This is a genomic window from Paenibacillus sp. Pae15, from assembly GCF_024519685.1.
Lineage (GTDB): Bacteria > Bacillota > Bacilli > Paenibacillales > NBRC-103111 > Paenibacillus_G > Paenibacillus_G naphthalenovorans.
The window spans coordinates 118,417-138,691 of record NZ_JALJRM010000011.1 but is presented as its reverse complement, the minus strand read 5'-3'; the positions used below and the strand labels follow the sequence as shown (position 1 = coordinate 138,691).

Below are 20,275 nucleotides of genomic sequence, written 5' to 3'. Positions count from 1 at the left end.
CACGCAACCACTTCTGGATATATCTACTACGTTACACAAACTTCTTGACACTACCAACAGCTTAATCCGGCACAATAAAAGCCGTGAAAAACTGATATGGTAAGCAGGATAAATGAGTAAAATTGCAACAAAAATTTAAAAAATAGGTTGACAGCATCCTGATGAAACATTATGATTTGAATCATAGTAAACAAATGGGATTTATATGGATTTAACTTTATACCCGACCGGACAACCGGAGACAAGCCGCCATGGATTGGTGGATTGTCTCCTTTTTTATTACCGACTGGTTTACGTGAAGTTATCATGGGGGCTTAACGCCGGATAGCCGTGCAATCCATGTGTCAAAGGTTATTCAATTCTATTAACGAAGGTTGAAGGGGCTGACGGGCCGTTAGTTATTTGCCTGCGGGAGGTTGAAGATGAAAATTAACGATGCTCAAACGAAGGAGCGGGACGATAAGCATAATGAACGGCGGCAGGCATACACGCTGCCGACGGAGGTAAATGAATTGCGGCTTAAACGGATAAAATCCGTTCATTCCTCCGGGTACCCGGAGTATGCCAGCGCGCTCATTTCCGCATGGTATGCGCACCGGCATATCGAACCGTTTGCCCATATGGTATTTTCTTATAGAATTGGTCATTTATACAACTCGCTCAGCCGGGACAACAAGTTGATCACGACTACCTTCTATGATTTTTCCCCGATGGATCCGGAAAACAATACGGCCGTTCAACTGACACCCGAGGGCATTACGCTTAGCGGGAGACAGCGTTTTGCTTCCGACGTAGTGGATGCAGACGAACTGCTTGTATTCGTTCGTGAACAGGATGAGCTTACTCCTTCCACCGTAGTGCTGGTTCCTGCAGACCATCCGAATTTGGGCTTACCCCATAAAACGCAAGCTAATGCCGGAGCGACGGTGACGTTTGATGATCTGTTCGTTCCCAAAGAACGGGTGCTGGTTCTCCAAAACCCGTCGGAAGCAGCCCCGCTGTTGGGACATCCGGCATTGAAGTCCGTTGCGGATTATCAATGGGTAACGCGTCAGGCGAATTTGGTGGAGCTTGTTACGGCGGTTGCGATTGACGTTGCGGAGAGAGGCGGACGTCATAAGGAGCTGCATATTCAAGGTCTGCTGGGTGAACTGCTTCAAAATCTGGATACGTTGAAGGCGTTCATCCATGCGGCGGAAATCCATGCGTATCCCAGTCCAGCGGGCATCTTGCTGCCGGCCGCCCTCCCGCTGGAAGCGGCCAAAAAAGCAGGAGGGGCGTTCTATAAGCAGGCTGTTGACGGGGTGCTGCGCATCGGAACAAACCATATCGATATCGGAGCAAGCGAAGATGACCCCTTACGGCAGCTGGTGCGAAGCTTTGCAAGCAGCGAGGAGGCAGTCAACCGCAGTCAGCACGAACAATTCGCGTTCGGCGACCCCATTCGGCTATCGACGGAACTATTTCGTTTATTTCCACAAGAACAGCTCCGGAATCGTTATGAAGCGTTCTGGAGAGAAAGAGGTGTCTAATCATGAAGACCAAAATAGAGGCCAAAAATGTAGAGATGCAATTTACGGTTAGAAATGAAGCGGGGAAAAAGGACACGATTACCGTACTCAAGGATTTTGCAATCGATGTAAGAGAAGGCGAATTTCTGGCCATCCTCGGACCGAGTGGATGCGGCAAATCGACATTTTTAAACATTTTGGCCGGATTGTCCCATCAAACCGCGGGAGACATCAAGGTAGACGGTGAGCCCGTAAACGGCATTAATCTAAAGCAAGGCGTAGTTTTCCAAGGGTATGCGCTCTTTCCCTGGAGAACCGTAATCGAAAACGTAGAAGTCGGTTTGCAGATTCGGGGCGTGAATAAGAAGGAGCGAAAAGAAATCTCACGTTACTACATTCAGCTTGTAGGTCTTCAAGGCTTCGAAAATCGGTATCCCCACGAGCTTTCCGGCGGCATGCGTCAGCGCGTAGCGATCGCCCGTTCACTTGCCTATCAGCCCGACCTGCTGCTGATGGATGAGCCATTTGCCGCATTGGATGCACAAACGCGGGAAATTCTCCAATCCGAGCTGCTGCGAATTTGGGATACGCAAAAGAAGACCATCATATTTATCACGCATAGCTTGGATGAAGCTATTTTTTTGGCCGATCGGGTCGCCGTGATGACCGCAAGGCCGGGAAAAATCAAAGAAATCATCGACATCCCCTTAGAACGCCCAAGATCTGCCGACATTCGTAATTCCGAGGCCTTTGTGAAGCTTCGCCAACGGGCCTGGTTGATCTTGAAGGACGAGGTTGAACAGTCGCAAAGCTTACAAATCCCGGCGGCCGCATCTTCCAAATTGAATACGGAGTCGATCCAGGTTCCTGCGAAGCAGCCTGAGAGTGAAGGGTTACAGGCGAAAGTTTCCAACAGGTAACGCAGCACAAGAGAGGAGAAACCGATATATGAGTTCGGGACAGAGCTATCTTCAACGGTTAAATGACGGCAGAAACGTATGGTTTCGCGGTTCGATCGTACAAGATATCGCAACACATCCTTCATTCGCGGGCACGGTTGCATCCGTTGCCAGGATATTGGATCTGCAAGATCATCCGGAGACCAAGGAGCGCCTGACCTTTGTAACGGAGAGCGGCGGAAGAGCGAACCGGGCCTTTCAGGTTCCAACCGCGAAAGAACATATTTTTCAGCGGAGCGATTCCTTCCGGCTATGGTCCGATGCCACGTTTGGGGTGATGAGCAGAGTGGCCGGATTTTATCGCGCTCAGCTTACCGGCTGGTTTATCAGGCGGGAATTGATACGCTCGAAACAACCGTATTATCCTGACAAAATCAAAAATTATTACACGCATTTACGGGACAATGATTTGCTCTTGACCGCTGCGGGCCACGATCCGCAAATCGATCGGACGAAGCTGGCCTCCGAATTGGGGGATCTCTATACGGCGGTACGCATCCTGAAGGAAACGGAAGATGGGATTATCGTCCGGGGCGCAAAGATGATTGCCACCGGCGGTCCTTATATGGATGAAATTATGGTATCGCCGCACAGCCCGAAAACGCAAGATGAACAGCGTTACGCTGTTATGTTTGCCATTCCGGCCAGCCACCCTGGAGTGCATTTGATCTGCCGGGATTCGTTTGCATCCGAACGGGAGGAGGATGATCCGTTAAGCGCTCATTATGACGAAATGGATGCGATCCTGGTGTTTGACGATGCGCTTATTCCGTGGGAGCGCGTCTTTATCAAGGATGATCCGGAGGCGATCTGGAGCATACGATCGGACCGATACGTTTCCGCCATTAGTGCTCACGAAAACATTGCAAGGCTGATCAGCAAGCTGGAATTCGTAGCGGCCGTAGGCAATGAACTGGCTCAATCCATCGGCATTAAGAAATTTACACATGTGCAGGAGAAGCTGGCGGAGTTGTTTTTCCAATTGGAGTCGATTAAAGCGCTGCTGCTGTCCGCAGAGCATCATGCCGAGCTGTACCCCGACGGAGTGTGGGCTCCGCAGCTGCAGCCATTGATTACGGCCAAAAATCTTGGAAATCGGTATTATCCGAGAGCGATAGAAATATTGCAGCAATTGTCCGGCGCCGGTATGCTCCAGGTTCCTTCTTCCATTGCGGAGCTCCAAGGACCTTTAGGGGATAAGCTGCAAACGTATTATCGGGGAGCCGACCGAAACGCCCAGGAGCGTGTGAGGCTGCTTAAGCTGGCATGGGACCTGGTAGGAAGTCCGTTGGCCGGGCGGCATGAATTATATGAGCGGTTTTACGCCGGCGATCCAGTGCGTACCTACGCAGCGCAATATTTGGAGTATGATAAGAAATCGCTGTCGGTTCAGGTCGGATGAGAAGGCTTCGCTTTGCCCGTGTATGTGTCTGGTTCCTGCTGGGAGTGGTCGGCTGTTTCTTTACGGCCGGCGTTGCTTCCGGCCACGCTACCATTCTACGCGTATTTCCGGCACCAGACAGCCGTTTACACGAAAGTCCGGAGGCAATCGTACTCGAGTTTAATGAACGAGTCGAGAGAAAGCTGTTCAGTATCCGGGTGTATAACGATAAAGGATTGCCTGTCACGACCGAGCCGCCGACGATGGAGACGGATCGGAGAACCATTCGACTCGACGTCCCCCAGTTGAATAACGGATGGTATACCGTCACGTACCGTGTCATTTCGGCGGATGGCCATCCGATTCGAGGCTCTTATGTATTTACTGTAGGGACCGAAACCGAAGCAAAGATAGGCTATTCTTCGGCCACCAAGCTCCATGAGGAACACGATATCCGTAAAAACGCCGCTTATTGGGCGATCCGGTTTGTGTATTTTTCAAGCCTCCTCGCATTGGCCGGATGGGTCAGTGTACGGTTAATCGCTCATCCGCTTGCTGTTTTCGACCGGAATCGATTCCGACGTATCACGTTCACCCTGCTGATCCTGCATCTGATCGGATTTTTATTGCTGGCATGGAACGATCTGTCCAAGCTTAGCGAGGGGTATCAGGCAAAGGAACGGGTGGAAATGATCTTCGGCACTTTCGTAGGCATATCCTACTTGATTTCGGCCCTTGCCATCTTATCCGGATTTTTTGTACTGCTGCGCCGGACATGGTCGGATGGCGTATGGCTGCTGGCGGTGATTGGCGCCAAGGGTCTCAACGGACATGCGATGGGATACCGCATTCCATGGATTACGTTTGTGCTGGATGTCCTGCATGCCGCTGCAGCCGGTGCATGGGTAGGAGCGGTGTTAGCCGTAACGCTTTATTGGCGGTACCGAAACGATGACAAAGTGGCGCCACACTTCCATGTCCTTTCAAATTGGGCGTTGGCGGCGATAGTTGCACTTGTCGGAACCGGTTTTTGCATGGCGCTTTTATATACGAACGGGTTTACAAATTGGATTGACACGTTGTGGGGGAAGTTATTGATTGCCAAAACCGTATCGGTTCTGTTCGTCGTCGGAGTCGGGGCGCTGCTTAGATCCAAAATTAGAAAACGCCAAACGTCCCGTTCTCATACGTGGCTGATCGCCGATATCGCTCTCTATTTGATGATCGCCGGAATCACCGGCGTGCTAACCTACATGAATCCAACATCCGGGATGGGTCCGGTTTTTTGGCACGAAAACGTAAAAGGGGTACATATTGCGGCGATTATTACGCCGAATGAACCCGGGGCAACGAATCAGTTCAACGTTTCCGTCGGTACAGGACGTCACGATGAAGGCTTCAAGAAAGTGACTCTTCGATTAACCTATTTGGACGACCCGGAAATGGCCCCGATCGAGGTTCCGCTGGAAAGAGTTCCGACGAACGGAAGTCCGCAAAGCCTGTACAATTACCATTTTTCGAAAGAAGGAGCCTATTTGCCGTTCGATGGGAAATGGAATTTGGAGGTTCGCTTTCAGAACATGAACGAGGTTGAGTATGTGACAACGAAAAATTTCTTCAATGAACGTAAAGGGGGAGAACAGCGACCATGAAGCCATGGCGTTTTGCAATCATCTGGTTTGCGGTACTTTTATTAGCTGTACAAACCGCGGAGGCGCACGTAACCGTGAATCCGAATGAAACGTTTCAAGGTGCCCACGAGGTGTTTACGGTGAGAGTTCCTAATGAGAAGGAGGCCAGCACGGTTCGAGTGGAGGTGCATTTCCCGGAACAAATATCGATCAGCAGGGTGCAGCCGCTCGCAGGCTGGTCTTACGAATTCACGAAAAATGCCGAGGGCGATAACACCGGAATTGTCTGGTCGGCTGAAGGGGACGGCTTCCGAGACGGAGAATTCGGTGAGTTTCGGATTCAGGGACGAGTGGCGGACGATGCGAAAGAAATCGTGTGGAAGGCTTATCAGACCTATTCCGACGGTTCCGTTGTGGAATGGACCGGCGATGCGGGTTCGGATCAACCGGCTTCGGTGACCAAAGTAGCCCCGGGCGGCGGGCATAACGCAGGCGACCACCATGCCGTTTCTCATCAAGCCCAATCCAACTGGGTGCAATCTTCTGCCGCGTTAATCTCATGGTTAGCGCTTGTGTAAGCCATCGTTTCGATCGCAGTCGTTTCCCGCCGCAGAGCATCCAAGCTGTAAACTCGATCGTAAGGAGCGCGATGGCCATTGAGAGACAAGCATTATGAAGCGGAGCGGGGGGACCGGACTCGAAACCGGTTCGCCCTTCTTGTGATCATCATCCTTGTGATCGTTGCGATAGTTAACCATGTTCGGGCAGATACGAAAGAAACCCTGGACCGACCGGCTGCGGAAGATTTTTTTCTGGAGTCTTTGGAGGGGGAGTGGGTTCGGCTATCGGACTATCGGGGAAAGCCGGTGCTGCTGAATTTCTGGGCCAGTTGGTGCCCGCCGTGCAAGGAGGAGATGCCGGCGATTATTGAATTCGCGTCTTCACATCCCGATATCGAGGTATTGACGGCCAACTTAACGTTTACGGAGCTCAGCCTGGATCGCGTTGCGGAGTTTGTTAAAGAGCAGCAGCTGTTACTGCCCGTGCTTCTTGACGATTCCGGTACGGTGGCCAGAAAGTATGGAATTACCGCTTATCCGTCTTCGCTGATTTTTAATCAGGAAGGCCGGCGGGTGGAGACGATTGTCGGTCAGACGGACCTGGCCCGCTTGGAGAATGCATTTAAAGCACTTACTAAAACAGACGAAAAGAGGTAGAGGTGAAATGAAGAAAGCAAAGCTGTTGTTTATTACTGTCATCATAGGCATGATGGGGGTACTGGCCGGCTGCGGCAGTTCGAATCAGGCGGTCGATTCTTCGGGAAAGTCCATCGTTGAGTTTAAATATCCGGATAATCCGGGATTCGATTTGGTCTATCTTGCGGATGAACTCGGTTATTTTGAAGGAACCAGCACGAGACCGAAGTATGTCGGCGCCGTTGCCTCTCCGCAAATTATCCCGCTGGTGGGCACAGGAGATATCGATTTTGGAACAAGAATGGTGCCTCTTGTCATCTCCTCGATTTCCAGCGGTGCGGATATTAAAGTCATCTCCGCGGGAGGAAAAACGCTGGAAGAAGCGCCTCATATGAAGTATTTCGTTCGGAAGGACAGCGGGATTACGACAGCGAAGGATTTGGAAGGGAAGACCATCGGATTTAACAGCTTTGGAGCTTGCGCCGAATTCGTGTCGAAGAAATGGTTTAGAGAACAAGGCGTGGATGTAAGCAAGATCAACTTCCTCGTCGTACCGGAAACAAAGATGGAACAAACGCTGCTTCAAGGCGGAATCGATTTGGCCATCCTGCACGCTCCGCTGTCGGGGAAAGCGGAGAAAAACGAGGATCTTGTGAAGCTTTGGAGCGACTATGATCTTGACAAGGGGCTCGGCGGTATGGCTCCGTACAGCGTCAACGGGAAGTTTATGAGAGAGCATCCCGAAGCGGTGAAGGATTTCGTAACAACCATTGCGAAAACAGCGAACTGGGTTAACGAAAATCCGGAAGAAGCCAGGAAAATTATCGCCAAGCGTTTGGATATGGATGTCGAATTCATTGATCGGTTCGCTTATGTGGAAGATCTCGTCATTACTGAGCCCCCGATTCAATATTATATCGACATTCTTGAGAACGAGGGCATGATTCCGAAAGGAAAGATAAGCGTAAAAGACGTCTACACGAACGAATTTAATCCGTTTGCCGAGAAAGCAGCGTCCAGCGCCAGCGCCGTGACCGTAAAGTAAAGTTGAGGGGGGAATGAAATGGGACGTTTCATCAGGATCATCAGGTCATCTGCCGACCGAAGTTTAGGCATCATTCTTTTCTTACTGGTTTGGGAATTGCTGCCGACACTCGGCATTGTGAATAAAGCCTTCTTAAGCCCGCCGTCCAGCGTTGTCGTTTCCATTACGAAGCTGTTTTCGACCGGTAATTTATGGGTTCACGTGTTCGCCAGTCTTCAACGCTCGTTGTCGGGGCTGCTGTTGGCCATCGTAGCAGGCACGCTGCTTGGATTATTTTTGGGTTGGTTTAAGCGATTCGAAGCGATTGTCGATCCATTGCTTCAATTGTTTCGTCAAATATCGGCTTTTGCCTTGTTCCCCGTATTTATTTTATTTCTCGGGATCGGGGAAACTTCCAAAACTGCGATCATTCTATGGGCTTCTTTCTGGCCGATCCTGTTAAATACCGCAAGCGGTGTGAAATATGTCGACAAACTATTGATTGACTCTGCGAAATCCATGGGTGGCTCGCAAAGCTTCCTCTTTTTCCGGGTCATTCTTCCCGCTGCGGCGCCGAGCATCTTTACCGGCATTCGCCTGGGCGGAGCCTATTGTATTACAGCGCTGGTGGCTGCCGAGATGATCGGATCATCCGCAGGCCTTGGATTTTACATTTTAAATTCGCAGGAAATTTTCCAAATTCCCGATATGTATGCCGGCATTATTGTTTTGGCATTTCTGGGATTATTACTGAATTATATCCTCGCTGTGATTGAGGCCCGTTTCACCAGATGGAAGAAAGGACTCTCTGTCAATGCGTAATGCAGTACGCAAGGCCGGCAAACATGGGCCGGCCTTTTTTCTTTTATTGATGATGGCCACGCTCCTGGCCGGTTGTTTTCAGAATTCCTCGCCTCGCGGTTCTTCCCGTCCTCCCGTTGATCCAAATGTGTTTCGGATCGGTTATACCCCCAACAGCATGTTGTTGGCTGTCATGAAGAAAGGGGATTTGGAGTCGAGACTGACGGAGAAACATCATGTCGGATTAGAATGGGTTTTGTATGAGGACGATGTTTCTTTGTTTCAGGCCATTGAGGCAGGACAAGTGGACCTCGGGTCCGTGGGAGAAGCGGTTCCCGCTTTTCTTCACGACCCGGATACACCCATCGTTTATCTGGCTGCGGAGCCAAGCAATCCGGCGGCTTATGCGGTCATTGTTCCGCTGGATTCAACGATTTTCCAAGCCGGCGACTTAAAAGGGAAGAAGGTAGCGTTCGCTCCTAAAACGAATGAACATTTATTATTGCTGCAGGTGTTGGAAGAGGCCGGGTTGTCCATGAAGGATATAAAACCGAACTCGGAGCTTGGCCAGGAGCTGCTGGATGCCTATTCCAGCCACAAGGCTGACGCTTGGGTGATTTCGGAGCCCCTGATTAGTCAATTGGAGCCTCAGGGGATACGTATTGTTGTCGATGCGACCGGAAAAATAGGCACTCGGGATATTTACATCGCAGCCTCGGACCGTTATGCCCAAAGAGAGGAAATTTACAAGTCGGCATTGCAGATGATTCAGCGTCACGGGGAATGGACGATGACTAATATTCACGATGCCGCCGACATCTTAACGGAGCATACCGACATTGAACATTTGATGTGGCTCTCCTCGTTTGAGCGCAAAGCGTACGGCACCGCTCCCTTCCTTGACAGCATCGTATCGGGACAACAGAAGCTTTACGATTATTTGGCTTCCAAAAAAGAACGGGCCGGGACTTTGAACGTCAAAGAAATGGTTCCTTAGAAAAGGATCTTTTACCGGCTTGAAGCATTCGGGAAAATCGGTTGCCACTGGGGAAAAGGAACGGCCGGGAGCAGGGTGGAAAAGGATGAGCTACGCTCGTTTTTACAGCGGATGTTTATCTGAGCTTACCCGTTCAAAAGTCTTCGGCGTTCAGCGGCGTCCGGGATCGGTTATATCCGCCCCCGGATGCCCACCGCCTCAGTCCAATTCTACCCCAAGCCCTCTTTCTTCCGCCAGCTTCATATAATACACTGCCGTCGCGATATCGAAGACGGACATGCCCATCGGGCAGAAGAAGACGGGTTCGTCGTCGGCAATTTCCGCCAGGCTGTCGCGGCAGACGACATCGGCAAGCGTTTGGACATCTCTGCGGGCCAGCCCCCGTTCCAGATGGAGCCGTTCGATATCGGTGTTCTCGCGGCACACTTCATCCCAATCGTCGACGATGACGGTTTTCACCGAGGCTAACGCTTCCGGCTTGTAATCGCGCAGGGAAACATTCAGCAAAAGGCTGCCTTTTCCAGGGGGACTATCAATATACCGGTTCTCCGATACGGTACACGTAATGAGAATATCGGACGGCCGGTAAACGTCCTCCCACGTCTTTTCGACCGTGATCCGGTCCCGGTAAGGAGAAGCGATTCCGGACAAATCCACTCCCCTGATATCATACACCCGGATGCGTTCGATCTTGTCCCCATATAAGGATTCGGCCATTTGGGCATGATACTGTCCAACCGGCCCCCAACCGATAATGCCGAGATGAAACCGCTCGAGTGAACGCGCCTGCAGAAAATGCCGGATCATCAGCCCGCTGACGGACGCAGTCCTCACGATGCTGGGAAGCGGCGAGTTCAGGATGGCGGAAGGGCGGCCCGTGTCGGGGTCATTCAATACGATGACGCTATGCGCTCGGGGAAGGCCAATCCGGATATTATCCGGAAAGCTGGAAATCCACTTGATTCCCGCGGCATTCACGTCTCCCCCGACATAAGCGGGCATCGCAATGATCCGGTTTTTGAGATTGTTGTACCGCAAATACGGCTTGACCGGCTGCGCGAAATCCCCGGAATCGACAATGTGTACCGTGGAATCCGCCATTTCGGCCAGAGCCTGCCAGTCCATGCCGATCGCGCGGATTTCCCGGTCGTTGATATATAGCATGCCGCTTCCTCCCTTCGTAATCGGTAGCGTCAATCAATCATCTCCTGCCGGAAGCCCCCGGCCGAACTCGCTCTCGATCCATGCGTCCGAATATACGGTATCGAGATAGCGTTCGCCCCGGTCATGCAGGATGACCGCACATTTCGCTCCCGGGACAAGCTCTTGCTCCATATGCCTGACGGCGGCGATGACACCTCCGGAGGACGCCCCGGCCATGATCGATTCCTTTTGCGCCAATGCCCGGCAGCCGGTGACGATATCCCAGTCCGAGACATGCACGATCCGGTCGATGATATCCGTTTTGCAGAAGGGCGGCACGATGCCGGCGCCCAGCCCGGGGAACCGCCGTCTGCTCTTATTCGCACTAAAAATGGCGCTGCCCTCTACGTCTACGGCCACGATATGGGTTGCCAACCCGTGATCCTTTACATATTCCGCGCAGCCCCGAAGCGTTCCACACGTGCTGACGCCGCAAAACAAATAATCCACCCGGCCGAGTTGATCCACGATTTCTTTCATGGTCGTATGGTAGTGAGCCAAGTAATTGTTCGTATTCGCATATTGGTTCGGCCAGAAGCTGCCCGGGATTTCCGCCAGAAGCCGCTGCACGCGTTTCAGCCTTGCAGGAAGAAACTCTCCGGATTCCGGATCGGGATCGGCGACATAGTCGATTTCCGCGCCCGAAGCCTTCAGGATTCGGATGTTATACTCCGTCGTCTTCGGGTCGATCACGCTGATGAAGCGCATCCCCAGGTATTTGCAAATCATTGCCAGGCTGATCGCCATATTACCTGAACTGGATTCGACGACAACCGTCCCCGGGCCAATCTTCCCTTCCTTCCAGGCTTCCCGGATCATCCGCAGGGCGGGGCGGTCTTTCGCGCTTCCGCCGGGGTTCATCAGCTCCAATTTCGCATAGACTTCAAGATCGCGGTCCCGGAACAGGCTGCTCAGCTTAACCAGAGGCGTATTTCCGATGACCGACAAAATACCGCCATTGATGTCCATGACAACCCAACCTTTGCTGATCTAGTAATAGATCTTTTTGTTTTTGACCCTCCCGTTCTCCAGCGGTTGGTCTTCCCCCACTGCAATGACTTCGATGTCATCAAGCAAACGGTTCCGAATCATCATGCCGATTTCCGGAATGCACGCCCTGATTTCCTCCCGGATGGCCGGAAGGACGGAGTCCATTTCCGATTTGCTTTTAATTTGCACGGCCAACACATTGTTTCGCACCTTGACCCGGATGATCGCATCTTCGACATGCCGGTATACGGCCTGCTCGATATCGTACAGGCTGATTTTTTCCCCATGCTTTAGTTCTCGCCCCACCCGTTTGACAATGGACTGAAAGCTCTGCTTCATTACGCCGTCGACCATCACGGGCCTGAAGTCCCTGACGACGTCGTAGGTTACAAAGCGGATGGCCGGCAGCATGGTTCGGACGAATGAAGTGAGCACCAGGATCTTCTCGTTATCTCCAAGCGGCTCGAGTCCCTCATCCAATTCCTGCGCCCCGATTCCTTCCGCAAATAGGCCGTCGACAAGAATATATCTGCCCAGATCGTGGGAATAATAAGCGATCGTGCCGATTTCAATCGAGCCGTAGGTGTCGATGATGTCGCTTGGATCAAGACCGAACAGGCGGGCCATATTCCGCTGCCACTCCGGCGGAGCGATTTCCCCGACCAGCATGATTTTGCGGATCCCGAACGCACGCGGGTTCTCGGTGGCATATACGATATGGTCCAGAATGGAAGGCATCGTGTACAGCAGGTCGGGTTGAAACGTCTGCAGCTCTTCAATGTGCCGCTCGATCGGCAGTTCGAAGGCAATGGAGCGCCCTTCCATTCCCAGCCTTTCAAATATGTCCAGGGCCGTATTCGCCGCATGGCCGGTACCCATATCCGCCAAAGCCTTGATGCAGCCGCTTCCTGCGGTAAGTTCGCCGAACAGCTTCGTTTTGATCTGAATGTAGTTCGTATCGTCTTCCTCAGAGTAGAGGATGGCTTTTCGACGGCCCGAGCCGGTTCCCGACGTCCGGTATACGGCCAGGGAAGGATCATGCGGGCGGTGATAATAATAAGTTTCGAAAATGTCCGCCGTCATGAGAGGCAATTCCTGTATACGGTTGATTCCGCTCGCTATATCGCCATCGCCGCCAATCAGCTCTTTGTACCAGGGAAATATCCTGGTTGTTTTTCGCACTTTATCCTGCAATTTCTCCAACGGTATCATGGTTGTCTCCCCGTTCGCTGCAATCTGTAGCTCTGAAACAAACCCCTATAGTAAATCATATGTAAAAATTCCCCTTTGGTTCTGCCATTGGGCGGATGCCCGAACAAATGTCCCACCTTTCCCGTAATGTAATTTAGTGGCATTATGGGGGGGAGAGCGGAATGAAACGGGCAATAAGGCGTGTCTCCAACAAGCTGACGAAAACGAGGGTGCTGAGGGGAAACAAGTCGCTGCGAAGACGCATTCTTGCAACAAGAAGGATGGACCGGGATGCGCTGTATGCGATGCTGCAAAAGTATACCATGGTGTACATCAAGCCTTGCAATGGTTCTCAGGGGAAGGGTGTGATTCGTGTGGAACGAATACCCGAAAGCGGCGGCAATGACAGCCAAGACAGCATAGACGTCATAGACCGGAAGAAGAGGATAAAATACCGCTATCAGACGGGTGTCCGTGTGCATCAATTTACCAATTATAGAAAGACTTACCGTGCCATCTTAAAAGAGACCCGGGGAAGGCCCTATTTGGTGCAAAAGGGGGTCCGGCTTTTGGTTCACGCCGGCCGGCCGTTCGATGTCCGTGTCATGGTGCAGCGAAATCCCAAGGGCCGCTGGAAGGCTACAGGGATTGTGGGCCGCGTGGCGCATCCGCGCAAGGTGGTGACAAACGGGAGCCAGGGGGGAACCATTTATCCGGTTGAGGTATTATTGAAAGTTTACACCGGCAAAGAGAAGCGTAAGGCCTTGATGTCAAAAATGAAGAAGATCGGGGTTAAGGCCGCCAGGCAGCTAAGCGCCGCCTATCCGGGCATGCGGGAAATCGGTGCGGACATCGCCCTTGACCGGCGTCTTAAGCCGTGGATTATCGAAGTGAATACGAACCCCGATCCTTGTCCGTTTACCAAACTGAAAAACAGGAGCATGATTCGCCGGATCATTCGCTATGCCAAAGGGTACGGGCGAACCTACAAACTGAGATGCACGAAATCAAAACAGGGCGTAGTCTAACCTTTGCCAGGGTACTGCCAAGTAAAAAGGGCTTAGGGAAGGGGACTTCAGCGGCCATTCCTATCGGTTTGGAGGTTCAGACATAGATCTGTACAAACAAGCCTTCGGGAAATCCCGAAGGCTTGTTATTTAGGAAAACTATTTTTTTAATAAGCAAGTGCGAACAAGCCGTTGATGTGGGAAAGGTAGCGGGCGTTGCTCGCTTTTTTCATGATGGAAGCCGGTGCGCCTTTCAATTCGATGCCGTTTTGGCCGATGGAACCGATAGCGTCTTTACGTCCCAGGCTGGCGAGTGTTCCGGAGAAGACCGGAGCAAACGCGTCCATTTTGCCGCCCTTGAAGGAAGCCGCGATGTTTGCGCCCACAAGCTCACCCATCTGCCATGCCAATTGTGCTGTTGGCGGGTACGGGCGTCCTTCAGGACCGAAGACGACCGCGCAGTCGCCGGCGAGGAATACTTCAGGGTGGGATACCGATTGCAGGAATTCATTCACCGTTGCGCGGCCGCGATTCACTTCAATACCGCAGTTGGCTACCAGCGAGTTGCCTTGTACGCCGCCGGTCCAAACCAGTGTGTTGGTTTCGATGGTTCTGCCGTCTTTCAAGCTGACGGTGTTACCGTTCACTTCGGTAATTGCCAAACCTGTCAAGAACTGCACACCGCGTTTTTCCAGGCTCGCTGTCGCGCGTTCGATCAAATCCGCAGAGAAAATCGGCAGAATGGTTGGCATAGCTTCGACCAGGTAGAGCGATACATCTTCAAAATTCACGCCGTTTTTGCGGCAAATGCCCGGCAACTCGTCCGCAAGTTCTCCAACCAGCTCGACGCCTGTGAGGCCGCCGCCGCCGATAACGAAAGTAGCGTCCGCTTTATTTTTCGTTTTGCTGTATTCGCGAATCCGTTCTTCCACATGCTTGTAAATGCGGTTGGCATCGTTTACGGATTTCAATGTAAAGCTGTTTTCTTGAAGACCTGGAATGCCGAAGAAGTTGGTTTCGCTGCCAAGAGCTAGAACCAATGCGTCGTAGTTGTAGGTTGTGCCGTCGGCCACTAAGACTTTACGCGCTTCCAAATCGATATGTTCAATCGTTCCGACCTTTAATTGGATGTCTTTGCCTTTAAACAATTTTTCCAATGGCAGCGCAACCGCTTTTTCCGCCACGTTACCTGCAGCAAGACGGTGCAGCTCCGTAATGATTTGATGCGTCCCAAAGCGATTGATTACAGTAATCGAAGCTTCTTCTATCGATAAATTTGCACGAGCGGAAAGGGCGCTTAACAAGCCGCCGTAGCCGCCACCCAAAATTAAAATTTGCTTTTTCACGTTCAGTCCCCCGTTCAGTTCCATCAATTAGGCTTGTTGTTTTCTTTCGTTCATAATATCCAGGTACGCTTGCGCAAAACGCAGCATTCTTTGCAGCTCCGGATCTTTAAGCAATTTCAGCATGCCGAACAGGCCGATAGTGGCATCGCTTTGCTCGGCACGATCATTGGCTTCGATTGCGGCCGACGCTATGGCTTTTGCCTTTTCCTCGAGCGGTTTGACCACTTCCTGGATACCGCCTACCATATCTTGAATAAGCACGCGGTCTGTAGCTACTTTTTGCACCAGATCATATGTCTTCGTTAGAAGCGTCATCATTTCGGTGAGCTTCGGAAGCTGATCCACCAACACAGTCAAGGATTCTTGCACTTCAGGCTTTAACAATTGATCCAGCACATCCGGCTTTCCTTGTACCGCGGGAGTTTCTTGTTCCGATTTCTGAATGGTTGTTTCTAACATTTGCTACGTTCCTCCTTATTTCGTGTAAATAGTACCTTGCTCGTCGCTGCAAATATGGATGTTATATATAATAAACATAATTTACTATATTTTCCGTTGTGAAAATCTTCACATTGAATGGATCACAGAATTGCATGCATCCGAGCCACTTTTCTTATTGTACACCTATTTTGTACATTTTGCATGATTTTGTGTCATTTTTTTATTAAAAAATTTTTACCACCTCGATCTCCAATTTTTTACCAAAAACTCAGGCAAATATTAGTTATGAAAGAAGCGATACCCTCTAACACCGTTTAGATCATATTCATAAAGGAAGCCACAATTCATTTATTTTATGTTATATTATATTACATGAAGTTATTTCGTAGGGTGCTCCCTATTCTGCTTCAAACCACACGACAAACCGGGAATTCAATATATGCTGGAAAGCTGGAAAGTTTATGAGGGAGTATTTCTATGAAATGGTTCCAAGGTCCGACACAAACCACTCGATCCGAACACATTGAAGATTATGCGATCCGTAAGATTCCTTCGTATTATCGTTGGCCGATTCCGGCCATCATTGCCGTTCTGCTCGGCAACTCAACGGCCATGTTTTTTTTCACCTTCGGGGCGCAGTTGAGTTATGTCGTAGGGTGGCCTGATATGCTGTGGCCGCTTAGCTATTTTTTTATCGGCTCGACGATCATCGGTATGATGATGATCCGTTTAGCCAGCAAAGAAGGGCTGACCATAGATTTGATGACGCGCGGCATGGGCTTCGGTTATATGGGTTCTGCCGTTACCTCTTTCATTTACGGAATGAACTATGTATTTTATTTTTTATTTGAAGGTACGATTGTAACGCATGCCATTTCCTTATATTTTCATGTGGAGTTTGATGCGGTAGAAGGGACCTTGATATTTGGGGCATTAGGTTTGGTCAAGCTGTTGTTTGTATGGTATGGAATGAAGGCACTGCAAATTTTCCAAACCTGGGGAGTCGTGATATACGCCTTATTGCTCGGACTTTGTTTATATCAATTGACCCATCATTATCAGGTTGCGGGACCGGATCGGTGGGTGCTGCCGTGGCTTCCGGAACACTCGATGTGGATTGCATTCATGATGGCGAATGGGCAAATGGTGTTTCAAGGTCTTATGGCTGCCGATTACGGGCGTTTTGCAAAAGAAAATTCGGGATATCGGGGAGGATTCCTGGCCATGATCGGCATGCTTGTCCCGATGTTTGTTACAATCCTCATCGGGCCGTTGTTTGCTTACACGTTAATGCCCACGATTACAGGTGGCGATGCTAAGATGCTGGCTGCGGATTCCGGCTATGTTTTCCCGAAGGTGATAGGAATCTGGGGAGTGCTGTTTGTTCTGGTTACCCAGTTTCGGGTGAATGTCATGAATTTGTATTCCGGTTCATTGGCTCTTTCCAATACGTTTTCGCTGGCCTTCCGATTTAAGCCCGGGCGCCAGTTTTGGATGATCATAGTTTATGTATTGGGATGCGTGTTTTATTCTTTTAATATTGTGCAGTACCTCGAAAACTGGCTGGCGATTACCGGGATTTTGACGAATACATGGATCTTTATCATGCTCGCCGATCATTATGTATGCCGTAAGCTGCTTAGACTGGGGCCAACCGATTTTATCGAATACCGCAGGCCTTTCTTATACCGGTGGAATCCGACGGGATTGATTTCTCTGGGATTTGGCGTATCTGTCGGGGTTTTCGGCATGCTGGGGCTATATCCGATATATTATGCATCCTTTTTATCCATGATCGTCGGCGCTGTACTGCATATTATTTTGACTGCAGCCACGAGAGGCTTTTATTATTTTACCGAGTTTCCGTATGACCGGGAGACCCATTGGATACCTCCTTCCTACTATAGAGGAAAAGCGCCTGACGGGTAGAGGAAGGTCTGGATTAAGTGGACAGGTGGTGATAAGATGACTAAAGATCAATGTGAGATTTGTTCCAAACTCATCGTCGGGGAGCCGGTCATTCATGTTGCGGGATTTCCTGAAAGAGATCATACATTTTGTTCGGCATTATGCCGTGACCGCTTCTTGAGAATGGAAGACGATGAGTGCGGATTTGGAGAACCCCTGCAAAAAGCCAATAATAACCGCAAGGACGGGAAGTGATTGGAATGACGACAGTCCAAAAAAATCATCGGATGTTTGAACAAGTATTGCATCAAATTCGTGAGTATATTACTTCCTGCAATTTGGTTGCCGGTGATAAATTAATGACCGAACGCGAGTTGGCCTCATTTTTACAGGTGAGCAGGTCTTCGGTAAGAGAAGCGCTGCGAATATTGGAGATGTTCGACGTGATTCACTCTAAACCGGGTGAAGGCACCGTTCTTAAAACTCCTCATATTCCCAAAATATTGACCAATATGCTCCCGTTTTTCACGATTCCTACGGAAACATCCGTTGAATTATTGGAATCCCGGAAGGTGCTTGAGGGCGGTATTGCTAAACTGGCGGCAAAACGCAGAAAAGACGCCGACATCCGTTTAATGCAAGGCGTCATGGAGCGGATGGTTGCAGCTGCTGATCTGGAAAACATGATCCAGGCGGACATCGATTTTCATTTGTTTCTTGCGAAAGCCGCTTATAATAATACGCTATCGGATATATTGATTTTGGTTTCGGATCTGGTCACGCCGAACTTGTATACCGTTCGTGTTCAAACGCAGATGATCAGCGGAGCCAACGCTGAATTTACCCGTCAGCACCAGGCCATACTGCAGGCCATTATCGACAAGGACGGTCGTCGTGCCGCTGAAGAAATGGAAAGGCATATCGATTACACCATTCAGTTGATCAAGTCCCTCGATCCTACGCCCAACGATGGATGAAGAACATATCATGCTCAGCTACCCAAGGCCTGCTGCAGGCCTTTTTTTGTATCCATTTTTTAAGGTAACGAGAGCAAATATATTACTTATTATGTTAACTATAAAATTTAAAGGCCTTTATTTTTTATTTAGTGTAAATAAATATTACATAAATACTATTCAAAAACAATGTATAGTGCTATAATAGCCCATAAGAAGTTGGTCAGACCAAGTTTCATGTTATATAATATAACAAAATTTTTTACACACTTCTGGTCTGACCAAGTTTCTTCAGATGATCACACGGGGGGGACACGTATTTCGGCATAGAGAATGGGATGGTCAATCAGGAATGAAGTAAGGCCGGAAATTAAAAAAATGATCAGGAGGTACATACATCTTATGACCCATTCATATCGCAAATTGTTAAAACCTAAGACCTTCATTAGCGCTGCTCTAGTCTTGTGTATGTCCATGTTGGCCGCTTGCGGTTCTTCTTCTCCGTCCTCATCCGATTCCGGATCGGATGCAAGCAATTCTCCCATTAAGCTCGGAGTATTAGAGGATCGCTCAGGCGATTTTGCTCTGGTAGGTATGCAAAAATATCATGCGGCCGAGCTGGCTGTCGATGAAATCAATAAAAGCGGAGGGCTATTGGGCAGGCAAATTGAAATCGTGGCTCCCGATACGCAGTCAGACAACCAGCGTTATCAGGAAATGGCCCGCAAATTGATTCTCGAGGACAAAGTCGATGTGGTGATGGGCGGATATACCAGTGCATCCCGCGAGGCGATCCGTCCGATTATGGAACAAAACAAAATGCTTTACTTCTATAACAATCAATACGAAGGCGGCGTTGCCAGCAAATATACGTTTGCTACCGGCGCCGTGCCGGAGCATCAAGTCGTGACACTGATCAAATCCATGATCAAGAAGTACGGACCGAATATTTACACGATTGCGGCTGATTACAACTTCGGCCAAATTACGGCTCAATGGGTGAAGAAAACGGCGGAAGAAAACGGCGGCAAAATCATTGGCGAGGAATTCATCCCGTTAAGCGTATCTCAGTTCAGCAGCACCATCAGCAAGATTCAGCAGGCCAAACCGGATGTCCTGGTGACATTGCTGGTAGGCGTTCCCCAGTCATCTTTCTATGAGCAGTGGTCCAAATCCGGTATCAAGGGTCTGCCGATGGCCACGACGGTCAATATGGCTCAAGCCTACGAGCACAAGCGGTTCAAACCGCCGGCCTTGGCGAATATGTATGTCACGGCAACCTTTATGGAAGAGTTGGAGACGCCGGAGGCGAAGGCTTTTGTGAAAAAATGGCGCGAGAAATTCCCGGATGAGCCGTATATCGGGATGGAAGCGGAAGCCCAGTACACAGGCGTTTATTTATGGGCGGAGGCCGTCAAAAAAGCGGGAACCGTAGAGAAGGAAGCGGTAATCAAGGCGCTTGAAAGCGGGATTAGCGTGGATTCCCCGTCGGGAAAAACAACCATTGATCCAAAAACGCACCATGCGATTAAGAATGTGTATTTGGCGCACGCGGACGAGAATCATAAGATCACCTTCCCCGAAACCTTCGAGAATGTGGTGCCGGACTGGTTGTCCAAAGAGAAGGGCGTCGATTTGACAACGAAAGCGGACAACAAACAATATACACCTTTGGATAAATAGAAATACAACATGCGGCTGTGGGTTTGGCCTGGCGGATACCGGTGTGCGGA

Annotated in this window: 19 protein-coding genes; 14 read left to right on the top strand and 5 right to left on the bottom strand. The window is 50.2% G+C overall.

Annotation, left to right across the window (positions count from 1 at the left end; all coding sequences use genetic code 11):
• Positions 1-422: 422 nt before the first annotated feature.
• From NR121_RS11910 to NR121_RS11870, 9 genes are all read left to right on the top strand, one after another.
• Positions 423-1,532 carry a 4-hydroxyphenylacetate 3-hydroxylase C-terminal domain-containing protein gene (locus NR121_RS11910; RefSeq protein WP_256831235.1) on the top strand — a complete coding sequence of 370 codons (1,110 nt, stop codon included), beginning with the start codon at positions 423-425 and terminating at the stop codon, positions 1,530-1,532.
• Between the two features lie 2 nt (positions 1,533-1,534).
• Complete coding sequence (locus NR121_RS11905; protein WP_256831234.1) at positions 1,535-2,431, top strand: ABC transporter ATP-binding protein; 897 nt, start codon at positions 1,535-1,537, stop codon at positions 2,429-2,431.
• A gap of 28 nt (positions 2,432-2,459) precedes the next feature.
• Entirely contained in the window at positions 2,460-3,872 is a 1,413-nt protein-coding gene (locus tag NR121_RS11900; protein ID WP_062410030.1) for a 4-hydroxyphenylacetate 3-hydroxylase family protein, read from the top strand.
• Positions 3,869-5,503, top strand: a complete 1,635-nt coding sequence (locus NR121_RS11895) for a copper resistance protein CopC (RefSeq protein ID WP_256831233.1) — start codon at positions 3,869-3,871, stop codon at positions 5,501-5,503. The genes NR121_RS11900 and NR121_RS11895 overlap by 4 nt, the downstream gene beginning before the upstream one ends.
• A complete protein-coding gene (locus NR121_RS11890) occupies positions 5,500-6,060 on the top strand; it encodes a YcnI family copper-binding membrane protein (RefSeq protein WP_054818362.1) in 561 nt (186 codons plus the stop codon). The genes NR121_RS11895 and NR121_RS11890 overlap by 4 nt, the downstream gene beginning before the upstream one ends.
• Before the next feature lie 78 nt (positions 6,061-6,138).
• Complete coding sequence (locus NR121_RS11885; RefSeq protein ID WP_256831232.1) at positions 6,139-6,699, top strand: TlpA family protein disulfide reductase; 561 nt, start codon at positions 6,139-6,141, stop codon at positions 6,697-6,699.
• 7 nt (positions 6,700-6,706) lie between these two features.
• Complete coding sequence (locus NR121_RS11880) at positions 6,707-7,723, top strand: ABC transporter substrate-binding protein (RefSeq protein WP_054818359.1); 1,017 nt, start codon at positions 6,707-6,709, stop codon at positions 7,721-7,723.
• An 18-nt stretch (positions 7,724-7,741) separates the two neighbouring features.
• Positions 7,742-8,524, top strand: a complete 783-nt coding sequence (locus NR121_RS11875; RefSeq protein WP_256831231.1) for an ABC transporter permease — start codon at positions 7,742-7,744, stop codon at positions 8,522-8,524.
• Positions 8,517-9,500, top strand: coding sequence for an ABC transporter substrate-binding protein (locus NR121_RS11870; RefSeq protein WP_256831229.1), 984 nt, complete (start codon positions 8,517-8,519; stop codon positions 9,498-9,500). Before NR121_RS11875 ends, NR121_RS11870 begins: the two co-directional genes overlap by 8 nt.
• Positions 9,501-9,698: 198 nt before the next feature.
• Here the strand turns inward: NR121_RS11870 and NR121_RS11865 are convergent, their stop codons facing one another.
• Genes NR121_RS11865 through NR121_RS11855 form a run of 3 tightly spaced genes read right to left on the bottom strand, consistent with a single transcriptional unit; the run spans position 9,699 to position 12,905 of the window.
• Positions 9,699-10,664, bottom strand: coding sequence for a 2,3-diaminopropionate biosynthesis protein SbnB (locus tag NR121_RS11865; protein ID WP_054818368.1), 966 nt, complete (start codon positions 10,662-10,664; stop codon positions 9,699-9,701).
• Positions 10,665-10,697: 33 nt separating this feature from the next.
• Positions 10,698-11,672 carry a 2,3-diaminopropionate biosynthesis protein SbnA gene (sbnA, locus tag NR121_RS11860; protein ID WP_256831228.1) on the bottom strand — a complete coding sequence of 325 codons (975 nt, stop codon included), beginning with the start codon at positions 11,670-11,672 and terminating at the stop codon, positions 10,698-10,700.
• A gap of 21 nt (positions 11,673-11,693) precedes the next feature.
• The gene (locus NR121_RS11855) at positions 11,694-12,905 is read right to left on the bottom strand and encodes a phenylacetate--CoA ligase family protein (RefSeq protein ID WP_074727701.1); all 1,212 of its coding nucleotides are present in this window, start codon (positions 12,903-12,905) and stop codon (positions 11,694-11,696) included.
• A 161-nt stretch (positions 12,906-13,066) separates the two neighbouring features.
• On the opposite strand from NR121_RS11855, the gene NR121_RS11850 reads away from it, so the two are divergent.
• Positions 13,067-13,912 (top strand): YheC/YheD family protein, encoded by an 846-nt coding sequence (locus NR121_RS11850; RefSeq protein ID WP_074727699.1) that lies wholly within the window; start codon positions 13,067-13,069, stop codon positions 13,910-13,912.
• Between the two features lie 146 nt (positions 13,913-14,058).
• Here NR121_RS11850 and NR121_RS11845 read toward each other — a convergent pair whose 3' ends face one another.
• A complete protein-coding gene (locus NR121_RS11845) occupies positions 14,059-15,237 on the bottom strand; it encodes an NAD(P)/FAD-dependent oxidoreductase (RefSeq protein ID WP_062411072.1) in 1,179 nt (392 codons plus the stop codon).
• A 27-nt stretch (positions 15,238-15,264) separates the two neighbouring features.
• The gene (locus NR121_RS11840) at positions 15,265-15,696 is read right to left on the bottom strand and encodes a DUF1641 domain-containing protein (protein WP_054818354.1); all 432 of its coding nucleotides are present in this window, start codon (positions 15,694-15,696) and stop codon (positions 15,265-15,267) included.
• Positions 15,697-16,155: 459 nt separating this feature from the next.
• Between NR121_RS11840 and NR121_RS11835 the strand changes: the two genes are divergently transcribed.
• The 4 genes from NR121_RS11835 to NR121_RS11820 all read left to right on the top strand — a co-directional run bounded on the left by NR121_RS11835 (position 16,156) and on the right by NR121_RS11820 (position 20,225).
• A complete protein-coding gene (locus NR121_RS11835) occupies positions 16,156-17,607 on the top strand; it encodes a purine-cytosine permease family protein (protein ID WP_062410020.1) in 1,452 nt (483 codons plus the stop codon).
• A gap of 36 nt (positions 17,608-17,643) precedes the next feature.
• Positions 17,644-17,841, top strand: a complete 198-nt coding sequence (locus NR121_RS11830) for a hypothetical protein (protein WP_054818353.1) — start codon at positions 17,644-17,646, stop codon at positions 17,839-17,841.
• A gap of 5 nt (positions 17,842-17,846) precedes the next feature.
• Positions 17,847-18,563 carry a FadR/GntR family transcriptional regulator gene (locus tag NR121_RS11825; protein ID WP_062410019.1) on the top strand — a complete coding sequence of 239 codons (717 nt, stop codon included), beginning with the start codon at positions 17,847-17,849 and terminating at the stop codon, positions 18,561-18,563.
• A gap of 381 nt (positions 18,564-18,944) precedes the next feature.
• Positions 18,945-20,225, top strand: coding sequence for an urea ABC transporter substrate-binding protein (locus NR121_RS11820; protein WP_201023568.1), 1,281 nt, complete (start codon positions 18,945-18,947; stop codon positions 20,223-20,225).
• Positions 20,226-20,275 lie beyond the last annotated feature (50 nt).

Excerpts from the sequence above, each read along its gene's own strand:
- NR121_RS11910 (WP_256831235.1), top strand. The coding sequence starts at position 423 with ATGAAAATTAACGATGCTCAAACGAAGGAGCGGGACGATAAGCATAAT.
- NR121_RS11905 (WP_256831234.1), top strand. The coding sequence starts at position 1,535 with ATGAAGACCAAAATAGAGGCCAAAAATGTAGAGATGCAATTTACGGTT.
- NR121_RS11900 (WP_062410030.1), top strand. The coding sequence starts at position 2,460 with ATGAGTTCGGGACAGAGCTATCTTCAACGGTTAAATGACGGCAGAAAC.
- NR121_RS11895 (WP_256831233.1), top strand. The coding sequence starts at position 3,869 with ATGAGAAGGCTTCGCTTTGCCCGTGTATGTGTCTGGTTCCTGCTGGGA.
- NR121_RS11890 (WP_054818362.1), top strand. The coding sequence starts at position 5,500 with ATGAAGCCATGGCGTTTTGCAATCATCTGGTTTGCGGTACTTTTATTA.
- NR121_RS11880 (WP_054818359.1), top strand. The coding sequence starts at position 6,707 with ATGAAGAAAGCAAAGCTGTTGTTTATTACTGTCATCATAGGCATGATG.
- NR121_RS11875 (WP_256831231.1), top strand. The coding sequence starts at position 7,742 with ATGGGACGTTTCATCAGGATCATCAGGTCATCTGCCGACCGAAGTTTA.
- NR121_RS11870 (WP_256831229.1), top strand. The coding sequence starts at position 8,517 with ATGCGTAATGCAGTACGCAAGGCCGGCAAACATGGGCCGGCCTTTTTT.
- NR121_RS11865 (WP_054818368.1), bottom strand. The coding sequence starts at position 10,664 with ATGCTATATATCAACGACCGGGAAATCCGCGCGATCGGCATGGACTGG.
- sbnA (WP_256831228.1), bottom strand. The coding sequence starts at position 11,672 with ATGGACATCAATGGCGGTATTTTGTCGGTCATCGGAAATACGCCTCTG.
- NR121_RS11855 (WP_074727701.1), bottom strand. The coding sequence starts at position 12,905 with ATGATACCGTTGGAGAAATTGCAGGATAAAGTGCGAAAAACAACCAGG.
- NR121_RS11850 (WP_074727699.1), top strand. The coding sequence starts at position 13,067 with ATGAAACGGGCAATAAGGCGTGTCTCCAACAAGCTGACGAAAACGAGG.
- NR121_RS11840 (WP_054818354.1), bottom strand. The coding sequence starts at position 15,696 with ATGTTAGAAACAACCATTCAGAAATCGGAACAAGAAACTCCCGCGGTA.
- NR121_RS11835 (WP_062410020.1), top strand. The coding sequence starts at position 16,156 with ATGAAATGGTTCCAAGGTCCGACACAAACCACTCGATCCGAACACATT.
- NR121_RS11830 (WP_054818353.1), top strand. The coding sequence starts at position 17,644 with ATGACTAAAGATCAATGTGAGATTTGTTCCAAACTCATCGTCGGGGAG.
- NR121_RS11825 (WP_062410019.1), top strand. The coding sequence starts at position 17,847 with ATGACGACAGTCCAAAAAAATCATCGGATGTTTGAACAAGTATTGCAT.
- NR121_RS11820 (WP_201023568.1), top strand. The coding sequence starts at position 18,945 with ATGACCCATTCATATCGCAAATTGTTAAAACCTAAGACCTTCATTAGC.